The organism is Paraburkholderia sp. SEWSISQ10-3 4 (genome assembly GCF_030464785.1).
GTDB classification, from domain to species: domain Bacteria; phylum Pseudomonadota; class Gammaproteobacteria; order Burkholderiales; family Burkholderiaceae; genus Paraburkholderia; species Paraburkholderia aspalathi.
On record NZ_JALPRI010000007.1, the window covers coordinates 192391 to 212855 of the forward strand.

Consider the following 20465-nt stretch of genomic DNA (forward strand, 5'->3'; position numbering starts at 1 on the left):
GCAACGCGGCCGTCGTCGCCACGGCCCACGTTTCGGTCTCGATCCAATACCCGTTTCACTCGACGTATGACAGGCATAGTTGTTGCACAAAGGAACAAACCGAGTGAACGGCAAGCGCACGATCGTTGAAGGCCAGACACCACGGGCGCGGACAAATGCGAAGCGTGCGCTGGTCCGGTGAAGTTCTGATTCTACGAATCCTTGTAATTGTTACTGCCAGCAATGAACCCCACTCCAGTCTCACGACATCGTCCGGCACTCATCGTCGTGCCCGGCGTCGTCCGCGATTTAGTCCAATTGAATCTTTCCAGAGCCGATCCAGGGAGCACGGCAATGAAGATCCAGTATTTCCTTGTGGCGGCCGCCGTCGCCATGATGACCTGCCCGGTATTTGCCCAGCCACAGACATCTGTGGAGATCAGAGAAGGCGCGGACAGGAGCACCGTAACAGGAACTGCAACGGTAATTGCCACGGTCGTCACCATTGATCCTGCTACCCGGACCGTCACGCTCAAAGACAGGAACGGCCGCGTCGAAGAACTTGAGGCCGGCGCGGAAGTGCAGAACTTTGATCAGCTCAAGGTTGGCGATGTGGTCACCACCGAGTACCGGGAGGCGAGGTCTCTGAGTCTCACGAAAACGAACGGCCCACGGTCTGCCAGCGAGCGGCAGATCTCACAGCCGGCCGCGTCCGGGACCAAACCGGGCGGCACAATCAGTCGTGAGGTGACGGTAGTGGGCGATGTCGTTGCCGTCGATGCAAAGGGGGACCACGTCACAATAAAGGGGCCGCAGGGCACGGTGGATGTGTTGGTGGACCCGGAGCAGTTGAAGAACATTCGCAAGGGTGATCAGGTTAAGATTGTGCACACTGAAGCGGTTGCGATATCCGTCACACCCGGAACGAGCAAGTAGTCATCGGGAGAGTTCACGTACCGCGTTTTGCCGGTACCTGTTGAACACCCCACTCTTTTCGGCAAACCTCCTCCGTACAACTGTCGACTCCTTGCCCCACCGCCCCACGTCGTAGATGAGCACCCGTAGCGCCGAACGTTCGCGCGTTCATCGCGAACCAGTTCGGCGCCGAGCCATCTTACTGGGCCCGAACTTCGATGGAGACCCGCCGGTCCGGTTGCAGGCAAGCGATGACTGCCCTGCTCCCGCCGTCCGGACATTGGGTTGTTGAATCACGGGACCCCACTCCCGTCGCATGAATCACCTCACCGTCAAGCCCATGATTGATCATGTATTCCCTTATCGTCTCCGCACGGGCCAGTGACAACGACTGGTTGACCGCATCCGGCCCGAGGCGGTCGGTATGGCCTACGACCGAAATGGACTGAACACCCCTTCGCTGCTTGATACGCGCGATGACCTGCTCGAGGTTGGCCGCGCCGCCCGGCGAAATCGAAGCCAGACTGGACTGGCCGAAAGCAAACAGGGTATCGGTTTGCAACACGAACTGATCAACCGTTTGCGCCACAGGTGCGGCCGGCTGCGTGGCCGCCGCTGCTGGGGTATCCGGCGCGCCACCACACGCGAAGGTCAGCCGCCGCGTGACATCGGATTCGTCATTATCCGGCAGGAGGCGTCCGACTTTCTGCAGCGGGCGAACCGGCTCTCCCTGACATATCCGTTGGGCCACCTTCATACAGGTAGCAGGTCCTTCGAAGATCCCGTGACATTCGACCTGATGAAGCCGCGAACCGTCCGCGGCCGTAACCGTATATGCGTTAAACGTCGGCCCGGAAGCACTCGAACATCCCGCAAGAAAAACCAGGCTCAGCGACAAACTCCATCCAGAAAGCTGCTTCATTGTGTTCTCCATACTATTTTTTCGTACGTCCGGTTCGACGCACGATCACGTTGTCCGCACTTGAGCGAAGGCGTCTGCGCTCTACCATTGCATGGCCGCACCCATCCCGAAGGTTGTGCCGCCGGGGCTCATACCGACGCCTGCTTTCATCTTGATGTTCTCGGTGATACGAGCGGTTCCGCCGAGCGCGACGGCCTGATAGCCTCGGAAGCCCGCCGTGCCGACGCCAAATGACAACGTCTTGTCCTTGTCGACTTCTGGAATCATCGTCAATGCCGTCGCTGCGGCGATGCCGGAATAGGCATTGCGCGCGACGGAGTTGATTCCCGACTGCAGTTGGTCCACCCGTTGATCGGTATAGGCGTTGGCCTGTGCGAGCCCGGCATTGAGCTGGTCCACGTTGACTGCGTCCGTCCCCTGCGTTCCCGCAGCCACATTTGCCACCTGCCGCGTATCGTTAAGCGAGCCGACGGATACCACGTTGCTTCGGCCTCCGTCCGTGCTGTTGGAACCCAGCGCCACCGAGTTATTCCCGCTCGCGGCCGCGCCGACGCCAACCGCAGTGGCGCCATTCGCGCTGGCTTGCGAACTGTTGCCGACCGCCGTGCTATTCGAGCCGGAAGCTACCGAACCCTGCCCGCCCGCCGAAGAATTCGCCCCCGTGGACGCGGGCGAAGAACCCGGAGTGGACGAGAAGGGGGCACCGCCGCCGCCGCCGCTTTGATTGTTGATCAGCGTGGTCAACTGCGTGGTGACTGCGGCGAGCTGGCTTACGTTGACCGCATCGGTTCCAGCCTTGCCGGCTGCCACGCCGGTGATCTGCCGATTGCCGATATTGACCTCGCCCGCCGACGACTGCGGACTGCTCAGTCCGTACGCAATGTAGTTGCTCAACGCGCCAACCGTCGTCACCGATCCCGCGCCCAGCGCAACGCTGTTTGCCATCGACGCGCTCGCGCCTGAACCCATCGCGACCGCATCGATGGCGCTGCTTTGGGCCCCCGAGCCGATAGCAATGCCGCCTGCATTCGCGGCCTTCGCGTTCGCCCCTTGTGCGATCGACTGTGCGCCGCTTGCGATGGAACCGCTGCCGAGCGCAATCGCGTCGGCCTGTGCCGCGTTCGAGCTTTCTCCGATCGCGACGCCGCCTGGCGCCGTCGCGTCGACGATGGCGCCGTTGCCGATGCCCACGCCGTTGTCACCGTTGACCACCGTCGTCGGTCCGACCGCAATCGACTGCGCGCCGACCGCGAGCGAATCAGCCGCCGTCGAATTCGCGTGAAAGTACATCTGTCCGCTCACGGCGAACGAGGACAGCGCACCCGCAAGCTGCCTGATGGTGACCGCATCCTGTGCCTGCGTGCCGTCCGCGACGTTGGTCAACTGGCGATACGTGTTGCCGGCCGCGCTGCCGAAAGACACGGCGCCGAGCAGCGTTTGATCCGACGTGTTGAAGGGAATCGCATGGGTGCCGTTCGCAATTGAACCGATACCGGATAGAACCGCGCGATTGGACACCGATCCCGAGCCGATCGCGACCCCGCCGGCCACCGAGGCGCTCGACAGAGCGCCCAGCGCAAGCGCGTTGTCCGCCTGTGCGGAGGCACCGTTGCCGCCGGCGAAGCTGCTCACGCCGCTTGCCGTCGCCCCCACGCCCGCCGCCAACGCATTGGTGCCGGTGGCGCCATCGTTGTTGTAGTTGCCACCCTGCGTGCCGCCATCGTTGACGCTGTAGTAGTGCGTCTTGCTGGCCGTCACTACGCTGGCGAGGCTGCCGACCGCCTGATCCGTCGCATAGAGCTGCGAACCGTTCACTGCATCGGTACTAGTCGCGTTCACCCGGCCCGCCGCCACGTTCGTCACCGTACGCTCGTTACCTGCACTGCCCACGCTCACCGTGCTCGTCGGCGCGGTCCCCGCGTAGGTGTAGGCCGTGCCGTTGATCGTGTCGCCGGTCGTTGCCACTGCCGCAGCCGTGGTCGAACCACTGCCCAGCGCTACGGCATTGGCGTTATTGGCCACCGCGCCCTGACCCAGTGCCGTGCTGTTGGCGCCGGCCGCGGTGGCGGCCACGCCTGCCGCAAGCGCGTTGGTGCCGGTGGCGCCGTCGTCGGCGTAATTGGCGCCCTGTGTACCGCCGTCGTTGACGCTGTAGTAGTGCGTCTTGTTGGCGGTGATCGTCGTGGACAGACTGCTGACTGCCTGATCGGTCGCATACAGCTGCGAGCCGTTCACCGCGTCGGTACTGGTCGCGCTCACCCGGCCTGCCGCCACGTTGGTCACCGTGCGCTCGTTACCCACGCTGCCCACGCTCACCGTGCTGGTCGGAGCCGTACCCGCGTAGGTGTAGGCCGTGCCGTTGATGGTGACACCCGGCGTCGCCACCGCTGCGGCGGTTGTCGATGCGCTGCCCAGCGCCACGCTGTTGGCGAACGTCGAGCTCGCCCCTGCGCCAAGCGCTACGGCGTCCGTGGCGCTGCTCTGCGCGCCTGAGCCCACAGCCACGCCGCCCTGGTTAGCGGCATTCGCGTTGGCGCCTTGCGCGATCGACTGCGCACCGCTCGCCACCGCGCCGCTGCCGAGCGCCATTGCGTCGGCCGCGGCCGAATGCGTTTGCTGGCCGATCGCGAGGCCGCCGGGCGCCGTCGCATCGACGACTGCCCCGTTGCCAACACCGACACCGTTGTCTCCGTTGACGACGGTCGTCGGTCCGACAGCGATCGACTGCGCGCCCACCGCCAGCGAATCGGCCGCCGTCGAATTCGCGTGAAAATAGTTCGTGCCCGTCACCGAGAACGATGACAATGCGCCCGCGAGTTGCCTGACGGTGACTGCGTCTTGCGCCTGCGTGCCGTCGGCGACATTGGTCAACTGGCGGTAGGCAGTGCTACTGCCGACGGACACCGCACCCAGCAAGGTCTCGTCGGAGGTGTTGAACGGAATCGCGTGGGAGCCGTTGGCGATGGATCCGACTCCGGGCAGAACCGTGCGATCTGCAACCGATCCCGATCCGATCGCCACGCCGCCGACGACCGAAGCCGTCGCCTGCAGGCCGAATGCGGTTGCGTTGTTCGCCAACGCCTGGGCACCGTTGCCCAGTGCCGTGCTGCTTACCCCGGAAGCCAGGGCGCCGACACCCGCAGCGAGGGCGTTAACACCAGTCGCGCCGTCGTCGGCGTAATTGGCCCCCTGAGTGCCGCCGTCGTTGACGCTGTAATAGTGCGTCTTGTTGGCGGTTACCGTCGTGGACAGCGCGTCGACCGCCTGATCGGTCGCATACAACTGCGAGCCGTTCACTGCATCGGTACTGGTCGCGCTCAACTGGCCCGCGGCAACATTCGTCACCGTGCGTTCGGCACCCACTTTGCCGACGCTCACCGTGCTCGCCGGCGTGGTGCCGGCAAACGTGTACGCGGTCCCATTGATCGTCGCGCCTGGCGTCCCCACCGCGGCGGCCGTCGTGCTTCCCGCACCCAGGGCCACCGCGCCGGCATTGGTGACGGTGGCGCCGGAGCCAATCGCAACGCCTTGCGTCGCCGCGGCCGACACCGTTGCAGCGTCGCCGAACGCAACCGAACCGGCATTGTTCGCTTGCGATGCATTGCCCAGCGCGACGGCGCCCTGGCCGGTCGCTGTATTGGCATTGCCGAGCGCCACCGCGCCCTGGCCGTTGGACGTATTGTTCGCGCCCATGGTTATCGCACCGGTCCCGATCGCCGAGTTCGGATCGCCGATGGCAACCGCGCCGTTACCGCTGGCCGTATTGCCCACGCCGATCGACACGGCCTTGCCGCCTGTAGCGGTTGCCGTCTGACCGATCGCTATGGCGCCGGCCGTGTTCGCGGTTGCCCCGGTACCCTGGGCGATCGAATCGCCACCCGTGGCTTGAGCCCCATTGCCCAAGGCAATATCGTTGGCCGTCGTCGGCGCGCCGTTCACGCCGGCCACCGCATTCAGACCCTGGGCGATCGAATCGTTGCCGAACGCATTGGCCGCTGGTCCCACTGCGATCGCATCTGTGCCAGTGGGGACGCTGTCCGCCAGCACCGAATTGGTGTGGAAATATTTGATCCCGCTGCCATTGTTGATGTTGGAAATCGCTGTCGTATTGGCCGTGACCTGCTGGTTGGTGGCGAACAGCTGGGAGCCGTTCACCGCATCCGTGCTCGTCGCGTTCAATGCAGCCGGCGCCATATTGGTGATGGTCACCGGAGACCCGGCTCCCGCGCCGCCGGTCGCACCGAGCGTGATCTTCGTACCACCCGCCGCGTCGTACTTGACCGCGACATTGGCCGTGTTGTCGATATTCGTATTCAGCGCGGTCAACGCACCGGCGACCGTCGTCTGCGCCGTGGGTCCGCTTACGGCCCCGGTCGTGCTGACGGTGTTGACCGGCTGGCTAAAGCCGGTGAGATCGCCGGTCGCCGCGCTATAGCTGGCGCCGCCGCCCAAGGTGCCCGCGGTCGACGCGCCGAGATTATTGACACCGGTGACAACCGTATTCAGTTGCGAGCCGTTGATTGCGTCGGTGCTAGCAGCTGAGATCACGCCCGCCGCCACGTTCTGCAGTTGCCGCTCTTTGCCAGCCGAGCCGACCGACACCACGCCATTGGCCGCGCTCGCGATGCCGGCTGCCGTGCCGCCATAAAGCGCAGTGGTGCCCGTATGCGGCGCTGCGGTGGTGCTGCCCGCACCCAACGCGACGTCGTTCGCGTTGCTGGCTGACGCGCCGGCACCCAGCGCGATCGCTTTGGCCTGGTTGGCCACCGCGGAATCGCCAAGCGCCAGCGCGCTCGCGCCGTTCGCGTTGCTCGCGTTGCCCAGCGCGACCGCGCCTTGACCATTGGCGGTATTGCCGTTGCCCTGCGCTACCGCGCCATCGCCCGTGGCGGTATTGTTCGCGCCCACGGCGACAGCACCATTACCGGTCGCGGTATTGGGATCGCCAATCGCGACCGCGCCGTTGCCGCTCGCGGTTTGCGCTTGACCGAGCGCGACTGCGCCCGTCCCACCGAGTACCTGGGAGTTATGGCCGCCGGCGAACGAACCGGCGCCGGCTGCTGCGGCGACGGTGCTGCCGTCGCCGATGGCAACCGTGGAGGCGGCGAGCGCTCTTGCAGCATTGCCGATGGCGGAAGCATTGGCCGCGTTAGCCGTTGCGGAGGTACCCATGGCGAGGGCATCTGTGTTGGCGCCCGTCAGAGCCGAATCACCTATCGCGATGGACGACGAGCCAGCCGAGCTCGCGCCGGAGCCGATCGCAATTGCGCGAATGCCCGACGCCGCGGCGCCTGCCACCGTCGCCGGGGTAGACGCGCCGCCTTCCGCAACGGTATCGGATGACCCCAACGCTATTGAATTAGCACCGGTGGCTTGTGAGCCGTTCATCATACCGAGGGCGTTGAGCCCTGAGGCGGCGGCGCCCGCTCCCAAAGCCACGGCATTTTGTGCCGTGGCTTTGGACACTGTGCCGGCGGCCAGTGAAGAGGGACCGGACGCAGTCACGTCCGTGCCGACGCCAATCGCACCCGCCGCCGTTGCGCCCGTGCCGGCGACGGCACGCGGCCCAAGATAAACGGCGTTGAGTCCGCTGGCGATGGACTGAAAGCCGACAGCGACAGCATGCGTCCCGGACGCTGTGGCGATATAACCGATCCCGACGGCTGCCGGCCCGCTTACCACCGACTGGAAGCCAATCGCAGCGGCATAATCGGCGGTTGAGGTAACGTCAGTGCCAATCGCAATGGACCCCGTTCCCGTCGAACCGGTGCCCGCCGCAGTGCGCGCTCCCAGATAAAGGGAGTTTGCACCGGTGGCACTGGCTCCCGCACCAACGGCTATACCGTTGGTTTGCGAACCGGTGGCGCCGCCGCCCAATGCGACGGCGCCTGACGCGGCAGCGTTGGCGCTCGCACCCAGTGCAACGCCGTTATCTCCAGTTGCCTTCGCCAAGGGGCCGACAGCAGTCGACTGGTTGCCACTCGAGACAGCGTCAACGCCAATCCCGATGGCCGCCGAGCCGCTAGCGGTGACATCCGTGCCGATGCCGATCGCAGACTGCGCGGTCGCGCCGGTACCCGGAGCAGTGCGCGCGCCCATGTAAATGGCGTTGATACCATTGGCAATGGCCTGAAAGCCAAAGGACAAGGCATTAATGCCCGTGCTGCTGGCGCCATAACCTACCGCAGTTGCTCCGCCGCCAGAGGCGGTAGACTGTTGGCCCACACACGTCGTGCTGCCACTATAGAAGTTATAGGGCGCCGACGCGCAGCTCAGCTGCGCCTGTGCCTGCGCGCCCCATCCCCCCACGCCAATCAGCAACAGAATGGTCAGGACCCGCGGACTCGAACCGTGCGACACCGCGGCACCCTGCTCGCCACTGCGTGCGTCGCATATAGAAGCAGCCGCTCCCGACTTTCCCTTGCCACGCGACGAGTCCAACTCCGACGCGGCCACGAAGGCGCCAAGCGCCTTGTTCCAGATGGTCCGATATGCTTTGTTCATGTCGTTGCCTCACCAGATAATTGAAATGAGAAGTTCATAAGCGCGAGCGTGTGCATGCACCCCAATTATTCAGGATGCCTATTTATAGTGTTTAAAACGTCTCATCACGGCGCACATTGCTTCAGCGTTGGAACTGAGGCAAGTTGCTTCCGCCCTCGGTGAATGACGAATCCTGAGCGCGAGCGAATACCCACGCTGGCGTAGGAATTCGCATGACTAAGTAGACGATGAGGGTCGGTCAGATGGCCAGTTTTCGGCGAGCTGGCCGCTGAGACGATCGACGAATGTCTGGGTTATGAAGGTCCGAAGGGGGGACGCAGAGGAAGGGCGGTCGCGTGGCGGAGCGCCAATCGGCGGCCAGACTGATGCGCTTTCTTCGCTGAGCCAGTGCCCGGCTCTATTCCGACTGGGATATTCATCGTTACTGCCCCCTCAGTAGCCTGTTGCAACGTTCTCTCGGCTCGTGGCATGACAAATAGTTTTGCGCCAGGCTACACGCACCGTTTTCTTTCTCGCAGCATCTTGAGCACTATGTGAGACAAAGGCCGCCAAGCCATTCGCACTGAATGCGACATCTCTCTTTATTAAATCGTGTAATGGAAAGAAAGATAAGTGCCCGCGGGAACTTTCTCATAGGTCTTTTAATTTGTCTACAAAAAGCCTTTGCGACCATGGACCTATTGCGAATTCGCCTTTTGACTGTGTCGCGCTCGACACAGCATGGCGTTCGCGTCGCGGCCATAAAGCACTATCAAGAGCTGCCGAGCCGTGCTGCGATGGTCATTGATGCGTGCAACGTACTTGATTTCAAAATTCATTCATCACCAAACAAGCTAAATATCGGTCAGAATTTCCTTAAGAGACTATGAATTCCCGGCGCTCTGCCCGGTACTTTTTTAAGTCGGTTTTGTGAAACAATTCTTATTAATAAAATTCATGCAAGACAGATAACGAAGACTCTTCCAGCCTCGCCATTGCTCTCACGCCCTTATGAAAGCCAGGGAGTGGAAATGAAATGGAAATTCATTCGTGGTGCTGTGCTCCCAGGCGCCTCTATTCCTTCAATGTCTGCCCGCGTCGACTGATTCGTTTTTCTTAGAAGTAGGAGCGGACTATCGAAGTATTTTCTCTTCGTGCCGCTTCGTACTTTTATGAACATGGTCTTCCTCTGCTAACTCCAGGCGCTTCGCCCGCTGCCGCAACACAAGGGCGACGGCAGCGGGATACCGACAAATTACTTACCAGCGATAGCCAACGCCCGCGCCTGCACCCACGGAGCCGTGGCCAGAGACCCCCGTTGTGACTGAGCCTTTGACCATCCACTTTTGCGTCGCGACCGAAAGACCGACAGCCATCGCGGACTGCCCGCCGTAGTTGCCGGCCGCGAGTGCTACAACCTTCTCACCCGGCAACACAGCTTGCGGCAAGTTCGCCATGGCGATTGCGGATGCTGTACCCGCGCTCGCGTCACGGCGATATTTCTGCATGTCGTCGCGAACGCTGTTGATTGCACCATTCAGCTGTCGCACGTTGACCGCATCAGTCGGAGCCGTACCGTCTGCGACGTTGGTAATCTGACGCTCAGCACCCGGTGCACCAACCGAAACCGTGTTGTCCCGGTCTGCAACTGAATTTGCACCCAAGGCAACCGAATTATTCGCGGTGGCCTGGCTGTTGGTGCCGATTGCAGTCGAATCCGTGCCGGTGACTTTGGAATTCGTGCCGATGGCGGTTGCACGCGCAGCCGTGACAGTCGAGTTCGTGCCGATGGCCGTACCATCTTGACCCGAGACATTCGAGCCGTTACCAACAGCCGTTCCATTGGGAACGGATACGACCGAATTGTTACCAACTGCCGTACCTGTCGGGTCTGCAACCGTGCCATTCGAGCCGGATGTCGAAATCCTGTCGACCGTGGTGGTGATTGACGTCAGATTGCTCGAGAGTGCCGAAACCTGCGAAGCAATCGAGAAAAGCTGCGAGCCGTTCACCGCGTCCGTGCTGGTGGCGCTGATTTGACCCGCGGCGACATTTTGCAACTGATGTTCCTGACCGACCGCGCCGATACTCACGACGCCGGTCGGCGTCGCGCCTGCGAAGCCACCGAAGGTGACGCCGTTCAGCGTGACGCTACTCACGTTCGTTGCCGCACGTGTGACCGCGCCGGAACCGAGCGCTGTCGATTCAGCGGTCGAAGCCACGGCTGCGTTACCGATCGCGATTGAATTTGCGCCCGTCGCCTGTGCGAGGCCGCCCAGTGCAACCGTGCCCGCTACTGCCGCATTGGCGCTCACACCCATGGAAATGGAGCCGTTACCTTGCGCAAAAGCGCCATTTCCGAGGGCGACGGCTTCGCCGTTTACTGCCTGGGCGCCCGGGCCGATTGCAATGGGCGAGGCAGGCGTAGTCGACGTTGCAGTCGCATTTGCTCCAATTGCAATTGCGGAGTTGAAGGATGCACCGCCGTTTGCGACTGCGCCCACCCCTGCTGCAAATGCACCGTTACCAGTTGCAGAAGCGTGATTACCTATCGCCGTTGAATTTGCTCCGATGACCGACGCTTGTGCGCCCAAGGCGGTTGCACCCGATCCGACTGCACTCGCGCCACCGCCATACGCTACAGCGTTATTTCCGCTTGCAACTGAATTGGCGCCGGCTGCCGTGGCATTCTGGCCGCTTGCAGTTACCGTATCACCCAGAGCGGTTGCGGCTCCGCCATTAGCGGTGACATTGATCCCGACCGCTGTGTTCTGACTCGTGTTGCTCGCGTCACCGGCTACAGCGGGAAAGGTCCCGCCTGTACTCGCGGACGGAGCCGTAGCACCCCCAATCGTTGCAGTCGTCCCTCCGACCTCGCCGCCAACTGCCAGGTTATCTGCATGTGCGTATCCAGCCGAGAGCGTGAGCGCCGCGAGTGCAGCCAGTGCTACTTTCGACTTCAGCGGTCGACCGACCTGCCCTATTTCCGCTTGTCCCGCTTCGCCCTGCACGCCGCGTTGCGTCTCCGCTGCCGCGACCAGCGCGCCAAATCGGCGATTCCAAACCAATTTATATCTGCTCTTGTTCATTACGTTCCGCTCTCACTCGTCTGATGGCCAATAAAAGGATTCATGTCTGGTCTCCGTCACGCTCTATCTGAGTCTTTAGCTTGCCCATGCCATCTGGTTTTTCTCGGCACGCCGTTCCATAGCGGCGGTCGCTACAACGCGTAGACCGCCACAGTCAAGCCACTGATACCCACGGCTACAAATTTTTGAATTAGAAATTTTTCGTAAGGACGCGAGGAATTATGGGCAGCGTTACTGCCACGATCGTTTTGCCGGAGGGACGAAATGCTTTGCCGGAGGGAAAATTCTTTTGATATCCGTGCGGAAACCGCTCGATTTAAATTGAATTAACAATCTGGTACGCTTCGCGGCTCTATGCTGGCGACCGATCCGCGCGAGCCTCAAGCTGCGCAATCAGCCGCCGTTAACCAGACGGTTACCCGTCAGCTTCTTTCGCCTACACGATGTCGCCCCGAAACAGTGCCCTCACGGATGCCCATCTTCTTGTGGTAGACGACCAGCCGGACCAGCTTCGATTGCTAATTGATGTGCTGCGCAAGGCTGGATGCCGGATCAGCGTCGGATTCGACGGGTCACAGGCGTATCAACGAGCACTGGCGATTTCACCCGACCTGATCCTGATGGACGTACGGATGCCGCGGATGGACGGATTCGCCGCCTGCCGGCTTCTTGCCGCGGACCCTCGCACCTCTGCGATTCCCGTCATTTTCCTCACCGTGGCTGGGGAGCTCCACGAGCGCATCAACGGTCTGGAAATCGGTGGCGTGGACTACGTGCTCAAGCCATTCGAGGCGGACGAGGTACTTGCACGGATTCGCGTTCACCTTGCCCGGACACGGGGCAATCGGGATACAGAAGATGAGGTATCCGCTTCGGACTTCACCGGCAACAGCGTCATCGTTCGCGCAGCCATTCGACATTTGTCGCAAAGGCTGAACGATGCGCCAACGGTCGAGCAACTCGCGCGCCTCGTGGGGACCAATGAAAAACGACTGTCGCGTGCGTTCAGGGACAACCTGGGCCGGACAGTATTCGAGTATCTCCGGGACGAGCGCCTGCGGATTGCACAAAAGCTGTTGAGTAGCACGTCATTGAGTATTGCCAGCATCGCCGAAGAAATTGGCTTTTCCAGTGCTGCAAATTTCGCCACGGCGTTTCGTGAGCGGTTTGGCATGCCCCCCTCAACCTATCGAGAGGAGTATCGCAACCGGGACCTGGTTGATACCGCGGAACCCACCCTCGAGGCAGAGTGACGACATCATGACTACAGCTCGGTGGTTCCGCTTACTGTTCATATGTCTGAGCTGGTGGGCCACTCACTCTTTTGCCGTCGGTCTCGACACCACCGGGAAACAGACACAACAGGTTCCCACCTTGGACCAGGTGGAGGTATTCGAAGACGTCTCGGGCAAGATGAGATTGGACGACATACTCACACTTTCCGCGGGAGTCGCGCCAGGCTTCCTTCCGGTGCAGGGGAATCGACTGAAGCCAGGTTTCACCCGCTCGGCATGGTGGCTCCGCGTGGCGGTGGGCAACCGTAGTTCAGCAGCCGCCCCGCTCGTGCTCGTGTTCCAGGACGCGCGCCTTCAGAAAGTGGACTTTTACACGGTGTCCAGTGGCCACTGGACACGTGAGGGCATCGATCCTGTCCGACCCGCATCCGAGTCATTTTCATCCCGCTATTCGTTGGTGCATTTCACGCTCGCTCCCGGTGAAAAGCGCATTTTCCTCATCCGGGCAGCCAGCGATACGGCACTCACGCTTGAACCGAGGCTGTATTCCGCAGCGGCATACGACGCGCTGGAGAAACGCGCGGCGCTCTGGGACGGTGGATTGATTGGCGGCACACTTGCACTGGCGTGGTGCGCGCTGCTCATCGCCTATTTTTCCCGCAGTGTCTCGTTTCTCGTCCTGACAGCACTGTGTGCCATGACAGCGCTGTTCGAAGCTGCGGATCGCGGCTATACGAAGCTATATCTGTGGCCGTTCGCAATCGAGTGGAGTGCGAGAAGTGTGACGGTGCTCGGATGTACCGCCGTGCTGCTGTTCATTGTATTTATCCTGCGCATCTCTCACAGCGAAAAAGCAAACCTGCCAGCACGCTACATACTGTTCGGGTTTGCGTTTCTGGAGTGCGTTGCGGCAATAGGCGCCGCATTCGGCAATCTGTTCGTGTTCGCGCAAGTCGGCGTGTATGTCAATGCGCTGTTCGGCGTCTTCACGGTGATTATCGCTGCACACCTCGCGCGTCAGTCGACCCCCACCGCGCGGATCATGCTGCTCGTCATGATCTTCTCGCTGTTCAGCTTTGCGTTGCGCATGCTCGAAACGCTTGGGTCCTTGCCGACAGCTCTCGCCTGGCTGAAGTCCGACATTCACCCGAATCCCGTCGTTGCAATTATTGGGTTAGCCACCAACCTTATTGTGCTCGCAGCGTGGATAAACCACGTCGGAAAGCAGCGAATCGCGGCAAGAACCGAACTCGCAGACTGGCAAAGAACCGAACACGACCGACTACGCGAACAGGTTGCACAGCGCACATTGGAGTTGAACGAAGCATTGCTTTACGCCGAGGAGAAAAACCAGCAACTGATCGAAACCTTGGGTTACGTGAGTCATGACCTCCGTGCGCCGCTTGCTACGATCACGGGCTATGCCAGACAGTTGCGGGATCTGGCGGATTCGAAGCAGGTGAAACCTATCCAGGCAATCGAACGCAGCGTGAACTATCAACTCGGCCTGATCGACGAACTGGTCGGGTACGCGAAAACTGAGTTGCAGCCATTGGATATCGCGCCGGTCGCAACCGATCTGCCTGCACTTCTCGATGACATTGCCGAATACGCGCTCGCACTCTGCTCGCAGTTGAACAATCAGTTTAACTATCGGGCACTGACGTTGTTGCCCCGTCGACTGACGATCGACGGCCGCCGGTTGCAACAGGTATTGCTCAATCTGCTCTCGAACGCATCCAAGTTCACCCGCGACGGCTTCGTCACGATGACGGTGAGCGCGCGCCTGCAGGACGATCAATGGCACATGGGTTTTGAGGTCACTGATACCGGCATCGGCATCGACGTCGAAGCGCAGTCGAAACTCTTTACGGCTTTTCGCCAGATACAGGCTGTGAACGGTAGCACCGGGCTTGGCCTTATTATTGCGCAGCGCATTGTCAACACCATGGGCGGCGACTTGCGCGTGTCAAGTGCGCCGCATCGCGGCACCTCGTTTACCTTCGAACTCATCGTTCCATCTGCGGCAGATAAGGATGCGTTGCCGTCGAACATCGTAGAGCATTCTTCCGGCGGCTCTGCTCCTATTCGTTCACAACGCAAACACGGGTTCGCCGTTGCCGTTCCTCCAGAGAGCGATCGCCAGGAACTGGCCGTTCTCGCAAAGGACGGACGCCTGACTGACATAGAGCGATGGATAGAAAACACGATCGCCGCTCACCCCACCTGCATTGCATTTCTGACTGACATGCGGCATTGCCTCGAAGCATTGGATTTCGCGGGCATCGAGGCTCTTGCTCTCGCACCGCACGAAACATACGACGTCTCGCGCGCCTGCTAACGTAGCCTGCCTGTTTTCAAACTAATGCAACTTTCGGCCGATATCCTCGAAACACTCGTGCGCAACACAACGAAGAGAGACACGCCACTGAAGCGTGCGACGCTCACCGGAGACAAACGAGGCGGCGGCCGGACGGCTGTCGCTCTTTGACAAACGGGCCGGCCGAGCAGGCTGCCAAGAAAACGGAGCAGCAGAAGATGGTGTGGACAACGGGCGCGAGGCAGCGTGCGATCTCTGTCACAGTGAAGGGGATGTTTTGCGCAGCGGCAGCCGGTCATGCACATGCGCAGGTGACACAACCAGCGAACGATACTCAGGCGAAAAGCGTCGCAGTACAGGCCGATGTGAAGCCCGGCGTCACGCTGTCGGAGATCAAAGTGAAAGACGTGGCAAATGCGGCGTCAGTCGGACTCGTCGGCAAACGCACCGTGACCGGCACGAAGACCGACACACCGATCACCGAGGTTCCTCAAACGATCAACGTCGTCACTGCGCAGCAGATCGAAATGACCGGCGCGACCGACCTCAACCAGGCGCTGCGCTACGTACCAGGCTTCGCATCCTTTGGATCCGACAGCCGCACAGACCTGTATGCGGTGCTGCGCGGCTTTACTCCCACCTTGTTCATCGACGGATTGCAAGCGCCGAATACAACACCCATCGCGAGTTGGCGCGTCGACCCGTACATGATCGACAGCATCACTGTGCTACGCGGGCCGACGTCGGTTCTGTATGGGGCAGGAGATCCGGGCGCGATCGTCGACGTGCAAAGCAAGCGGGCCGACGGCGAGCGCGTGCGCGAGGTGGATGTGCAGGTCGGCAACTACGCGCGCAAGCAGATAATGTTCGACATCGGCGACACGCTCGACGCCGACGGTAAGTACGCGTATCGCTTCGTTGGCGACGCGCGCGACGGCAACGCGGTGACCGGACCGAATGCGGACCAGCGCGTCGCGCTTGCGCCGTCGTTTCGCTGGCGACCGGATTCCGGCACTTCGCTGACGTTCACGGCGACCTACCTGCAAGACTGGAATGATATTTCGCATAACTTCCTGCCCGCGCAGGGCACCGTACTGCCAAACCCGAATGGGCAGTTGTCGCATGACGTCTACACGGGAGAACCGACATTCAATGACTACCACAAGAAGCAGTGGTCGCTCGGCTACCAGTTCTCGCACAACCTCGATTCCATCTGGACGTTAAACCAGAACCTGCGCTGGATGCACCTGTCGCTTAGCGACGCGTCGGTCTTTGGCGGTGGCCTTGCCGAGAGTAGCACGACCGATATCACGCGTTACGCAGGACTGTTTCAGCCCAACTACAGCCGCTTCGACATCGACAACAACGCGCAGGCACGTTTTGGTACTGGCCAGCTCGAGCATACTGTGCTGCTCGGCTTTCAGTACAACCGGCAGACGACGACCGACAGCGTGTGGCTCGCGCTGGCGCCAGAGCTAAACCTTTACAACCCGGTCTACACGCCGGTCACGACCGCGATCTTCTCGGGCCCGACGTCGCTCGGCCGCCAGGACCAGTACACGACGATGAACACGTTCGGCGTGTACGCGCAGGACCAGGTCAAATGGAACCGCTGGACCTTGACGCTCGGCGGCCGCGAGGATTGGGTCAACACGCGCCTGGATGACCACGAGGCCCGCTTGCAGACGAAACAGGATGTCAGCGCGTTCTCCGGTCGTGTCGGCCTCACGTACGAAGGCGACTACGGGCTGTCGCCATACATTAGTTATTCGACATCGTTCAATCCGGTCATCGGCGTGGACATGTTCGGCGGCGGATTGCCCGAGCCGACGCGCGGCAGGCAGATCGAGGCAGGCCTGCGCTGGCAGCCGGCCCGCAAGAACCTGATGTTGAGCGCAGCCGTCTATCAGATCAACCAGACGAACGTCGTGACACCGGCACCGACGAACCTCGATCCCACAGGAACGTCTTCCGTGCAGACCGGAGAGGTGCGTTCGCGCGGTATCGAGCTGAGCGCGGTCGGAAACGTCACGCGCGAACTCTCCATTATCGCGTCGTATATCTATCAGGACGTGAAGAACGTAAAGGCAAACGACGCGTCGCTGAACAACTGGCCGGTCGACATTCCTCGCCCCCGCCAGATGGCGTCGCTGTGGACCGACTGGTCATGGCATACAGGAGCGCTCGCCGGCTTCGGGATCGGTGGAGGGATACGCTACCAGAGCGCATCCGCGGGTGCGCCGGACAACTCGCTGACGGTCGCAAGCTATACGCTGTACGACGCGGCACTCCACTATCAGATGCGCAACTGGCGTTTCACACTGAATGCGGCAAACCTGTTCGACCGTCACTACATCAGCGGCTGCCAATCGTACTCGATCTGCGCATTCGGCAACGAGCGAACCGTGCTAGCCAACGCGAAATACACCTGGTGATAGAGCATTCCCGATTTTTCGGGGCGGCTCCAGATAACGGAATTTAAACCACGCCAAGCCGTCGGCGACGTGTGATGGGGCTCGACTAGTGCGCGGCGACGGCCTGATTCATCTGGCGTGAAGGCGCGCCCGATGCGGACGCATGAGAGTCACTAGGCCCGCAACGCCGCCGAAGCCAGCGATACGAACCTGTGTCGTAAAGAGTGCGGGCTTGGCGTGCGTTCATTGAACGTCGCCAGAGCCGCGGCGCAGCAGCGGCTGCCGGACTCAGTTCGCTGCGAGGAAGTTCTGTACCGCGGCGATCGTCGGCGCGGGCGCTTCGTCCATCAACCAATGGCCGGCGTTCGGCACGATGACTTCCTGCACGTTCGTCGCCGCGTTGCGCATCTGGACCGCCACATTGGCGCCGAAGGCCTTCTCTGCGCCGATCGCGAGCACCGGCATCGTCAGCTTCGCCTGCATCGCCTTGAGGTTGTCGGCATCATCCTTCTGGTCGATCGCGAGGAACTGGGCGAACGCTGAATGCATCGCGCCAGGTCTGGCGTAGATCGCGGCGTAGTGGCGGCGGGTCGCTTCGTCGATCTTCGACGGATCGCCGGCGAACTCGTCCCAGAAGCGGTCGAGGTAGATGCGCTCGCGGCCGGCGACCAGGCGCTCGGCGTCCCGGCCGCCGAAGTTGAAGTGCCACAACGCAGGCATGCGCACGATCTGGCTCCATGGCGGGATGCCAGGTACCGGCGAATCGATCACGACGAGGCGGCTTGTTTTGTCCGGATAGCGTGCCGCGTAGGCGTACGCGACCATCACGCCGATGTCGTGGCCCACGATGTCGGCGCGATCGATGCCGAGCTTGTCGAGCACGGCGCGGATGTCGCCGGCCTGAGTCCACTTGTCGTAGCCGCCGGCGGGGTGCGAGGACAGGCCCATGCCGCGCAGGTCGGGCACGATGACGGTGTGATCCTTCTCGAGCGCGGCGGCCATCGGCGACCACATGTCGCCGGTCTCGCCGAAGCCGTGAATCAGCACGACCGCGGGTCCGTGGCCGCCGACGCGGACGTTGATCGTCGCGTCGTCGTTCACCACCTGCGAGGTGCGGAAGTCGGCCGGAAAAGGCGTGGGCGCCGCGTACGCCGACACGGTGCCCAGCACCAGGCTGGCGGCAAGGCCGGCGACGACTCGGCGGAAACGGCGGGAGAACGTGGACGAAACGGCTGCGGACATGCCTGGCTCCTTAGGATGGGGGGACGGGTATCCCGGATTCGAGAACGTTCGCCGGATGTCGTGACGCCAGTCACGCTTTACCGCCACGTCTGCACCCTCCGAACGCACGCCATCGGCAACAACTCGTGCAAGTTTTTCGGTGTGTCCGTGGGTGGAGTCCTGGAGAACAAATACCTTCGCCATGGTGAATTTTCCTTGCCCTGGGGCAATGTGGATCGGTTGAGATGCGCTGCAGTTCGGCGGTCGAGGCCGGGTGCGGCATCGACTCCACGTATTTTATGACGGTCGTCAGAAAATCCGCAACAGTTTTTTGTGACGATCGTGATAAAATGAGTTTTGGGTTGTTCACTCTCACCACTAACCGAAGGATCCAGATGGCCAGGCCCAGGGAATTCGACGAAGACACGGTGCTCGAAGCCGCAATGCAGCGCTTCTGGAATAACGGCTATGAGGCGACATCGATGCGCGACCTCGCCGACCTCACCGGAATGACTACGCCAAGCCTCTACAACGCGTTCGGTGATAAGAGAGCCATCTACCGTCTCGTGCTCGATCGGTATGTCCGTCTGGCGCTTGAGACCTGCTCGGTGATTTTCGGAGGCGATGAGCCGCCCTTACGCGCATTGGAGCGGTACTTCGACGCGACGATTGAAGAAGCGCTCGCCGACACGCTTCACAAGGGGTGTTTTGTCGTGAACACGGCGCTGGAGGTGGCGCCGCATGACCAGGGCTTCAGGGATGTTGTAACTGGGGTGTTTGGTGAAATCGAAAAATGTGTCCGCGACTGTGTCGCGGCTGGGCAGCACGACGGATCAATCCTTACCTCGCAACCTCCAGCCGACATCGCACGGCTCGCACTGAGCACCATCCTGGGCCTCCGGGTTCTGGCCCGCGCCAATCCCGACCACAATCTGCTGAGCGGGGTCGTTCGGCCGTTTTTCGTTTTGCTAAGGACACCGACTCAGGGAAGTGGCGAATAAGGACGGAAAGTTACGTTCGCGATGGCGGCACCGGGTAGTTGTCGATGCCGCCTACAGACTAATCCGCCTTCACGCCTTCAACCTGAATCTGCAGGCGGGTCAGCGTCTTGAAACCGTAATTGGTGCCCCAAGCAACGCCGTAGTCCGCGCGGTCGAATTGTGCGCTGGCTTCTGCACCGCACACTTCTTTCTTGATCAACGGGTTCATGAAGCACTTGAACGAATCAATCTTCAACGTCAGCGGCTTGGTTACCCCGTGAAACGTAAAGTCACCTGAGACTTCGACCGGCGTGTCGCCGTCAAAACGGAGCGCACTGCCTTTGAATGTCGCGCTCGGGTATTTGCTGGCATCGAGGAAATCTGCCGACTTCACGCGCGTATCGAGTGGCACATTTCCGGTGTCGATCGACGCGGTGTCAATCGACACGTCGACCGTGCCAGTCTTCGCCGCGACGTCAAGCGTCACTACGCCGCTGCTTTTCGTGAACTTGCCCCGCCACACCGAAATACCGCCAAAATGGTCGGCTTCGAAACTCGGATAGGTGTGCCTCGGGTCAAGGTTGTAAGTTGTCGGGGTCGCCATGGCTGAGCCGGCGATCACGGCAAGAATGCCGACTGCAATCAGGTGCTTGTTCAAATCAGACTCCATGAGTGTGGCATGTGTGTGCGACAAATGTTTGAATTGTGTCAGGATCACTAACGGATTTGTTCGTGGCGTGGCGCTCATATTGGCGACGCTCACGCAGTTATCGTATCCAGGTAACTTGCCGAGAACAAGTGAACAGGTTACGTATTCTGTTGCCGTCTGCGCAACAGTGTCGTCTGGCTAATCACGGAGACGAACAGGCACCGGCGCTGATCAGAAAAGCACCTTCGCTGCTAACCA

10 protein-coding genes are annotated in these 20465 nt (G+C 61.2%); 5 read left to right on the top strand and 5 right to left on the bottom strand.

Going from position 1 to position 20465, the window contains the following annotated elements:
* Positions 1-333: 333 nt before the first annotated feature.
* The gene (locus M0D68_RS17140; protein WP_211708068.1) at positions 334-915 is read left to right on the top strand and encodes a hypothetical protein; all 582 of its coding nucleotides are present in this window, start codon (positions 334-336) and stop codon (positions 913-915) included.
* A 178-nt stretch (positions 916-1093) separates the two neighbouring features.
* Here M0D68_RS17140 and M0D68_RS17145 read toward each other — a convergent pair whose 3' ends face one another.
* The 3 genes from M0D68_RS17145 to M0D68_RS17155 all read right to left on the bottom strand — a co-directional run bounded on the left by M0D68_RS17145 (position 1094) and on the right by M0D68_RS17155 (position 11388).
* Positions 1094-1816, bottom strand: a complete 723-nt coding sequence (locus M0D68_RS17145) for an OmpA family protein (protein ID WP_211708069.1) — start codon at positions 1814-1816, stop codon at positions 1094-1096.
* 81 nt (positions 1817-1897) lie between these two features.
* Positions 1898-8320: an ESPR-type extended signal peptide-containing protein gene (locus M0D68_RS17150; RefSeq protein WP_211708070.1), complete on the bottom strand. Its 6423-nt coding sequence runs from the start codon at positions 8318-8320 to the stop codon at positions 1898-1900.
* Between the two features lie 1238 nt (positions 8321-9558).
* Complete coding sequence (locus M0D68_RS17155) at positions 9559-11388, bottom strand: YadA family autotransporter adhesin (protein WP_211708071.1); 1830 nt, start codon at positions 11386-11388, stop codon at positions 9559-9561.
* Between the two features lie 443 nt (positions 11389-11831).
* On the opposite strand from M0D68_RS17155, the gene M0D68_RS17160 reads away from it, so the two are divergent.
* The 3 genes from M0D68_RS17160 (at position 11832) to M0D68_RS17170 (ending at position 17378) form a co-directional block, all read left to right on the top strand.
* A complete protein-coding gene (locus M0D68_RS17160) occupies positions 11832-12641 on the top strand; it encodes a response regulator (protein WP_211708072.1) in 810 nt (269 codons plus the stop codon).
* 7 nt (positions 12642-12648) lie between these two features.
* Positions 12649-14964, top strand: coding sequence for a sensor histidine kinase (locus M0D68_RS17165; protein ID WP_211708087.1), 2316 nt, complete (start codon positions 12649-12651; stop codon positions 14962-14964).
* 197 nt (positions 14965-15161) lie between these two features.
* Positions 15162-17378 carry a TonB-dependent siderophore receptor gene (locus M0D68_RS17170; RefSeq protein WP_211708073.1) on the top strand — a complete coding sequence of 739 codons (2217 nt, stop codon included), beginning with the start codon at positions 15162-15164 and terminating at the stop codon, positions 17376-17378.
* A gap of 267 nt (positions 17379-17645) precedes the next feature.
* On the opposite strand, the gene M0D68_RS17175 is transcribed toward M0D68_RS17170, so the two are convergent.
* Entirely contained in the window at positions 17646-18599 is a 954-nt protein-coding gene (locus M0D68_RS17175) for an alpha/beta fold hydrolase (RefSeq protein WP_211708074.1), read from the bottom strand.
* A gap of 224 nt (positions 18600-18823) precedes the next feature.
* On the opposite strand from M0D68_RS17175, the gene M0D68_RS17180 reads away from it, so the two are divergent.
* Positions 18824-19579, top strand: a complete 756-nt coding sequence (locus M0D68_RS17180; RefSeq protein ID WP_266210786.1) for a TetR/AcrR family transcriptional regulator — start codon at positions 18824-18826, stop codon at positions 19577-19579.
* Between the two features lie 58 nt (positions 19580-19637).
* Here M0D68_RS17180 and M0D68_RS17185 read toward each other — a convergent pair whose 3' ends face one another.
* Entirely contained in the window at positions 19638-20228 is a 591-nt protein-coding gene (locus M0D68_RS17185; protein ID WP_200621040.1) for a YceI family protein, read from the bottom strand.
* Positions 20229-20465 lie beyond the last annotated feature (237 nt).

Coding starts and splice junctions, on each gene's coding strand:
- M0D68_RS17155 (WP_211708071.1), bottom strand. CDS start 11,388: ATGAACAAGAGCAGATATAAATTGGTTTGGAATCGCCGATTTGGCGCG.
- M0D68_RS17160 (WP_211708072.1), top strand. CDS start 11,832: ATGTCGCCCCGAAACAGTGCCCTCACGGATGCCCATCTTCTTGTGGTA.
- M0D68_RS17150 (WP_211708070.1), bottom strand. CDS start 8,320: ATGAACAAAGCATATCGGACCATCTGGAACAAGGCGCTTGGCGCCTTC.
- M0D68_RS17185 (WP_200621040.1), bottom strand. CDS start 20,228: ATGGAGTCTGATTTGAACAAGCACCTGATTGCAGTCGGCATTCTTGCC.
- M0D68_RS17170 (WP_211708073.1), top strand. CDS start 15,162: ATGGTGTGGACAACGGGCGCGAGGCAGCGTGCGATCTCTGTCACAGTG.
- M0D68_RS17140 (WP_211708068.1), top strand. CDS start 334: ATGAAGATCCAGTATTTCCTTGTGGCGGCCGCCGTCGCCATGATGACC.
- M0D68_RS17180 (WP_266210786.1), top strand. CDS start 18,824: ATGCGCTGCAGTTCGGCGGTCGAGGCCGGGTGCGGCATCGACTCCACG.
- M0D68_RS17165 (WP_211708087.1), top strand. CDS start 12,649: ATGACTACAGCTCGGTGGTTCCGCTTACTGTTCATATGTCTGAGCTGG.
- M0D68_RS17145 (WP_211708069.1), bottom strand. CDS start 1,816: ATGAAGCAGCTTTCTGGATGGAGTTTGTCGCTGAGCCTGGTTTTTCTT.
- M0D68_RS17175 (WP_211708074.1), bottom strand. CDS start 18,599: ATGTCCGCAGCCGTTTCGTCCACGTTCTCCCGCCGTTTCCGCCGAGTC.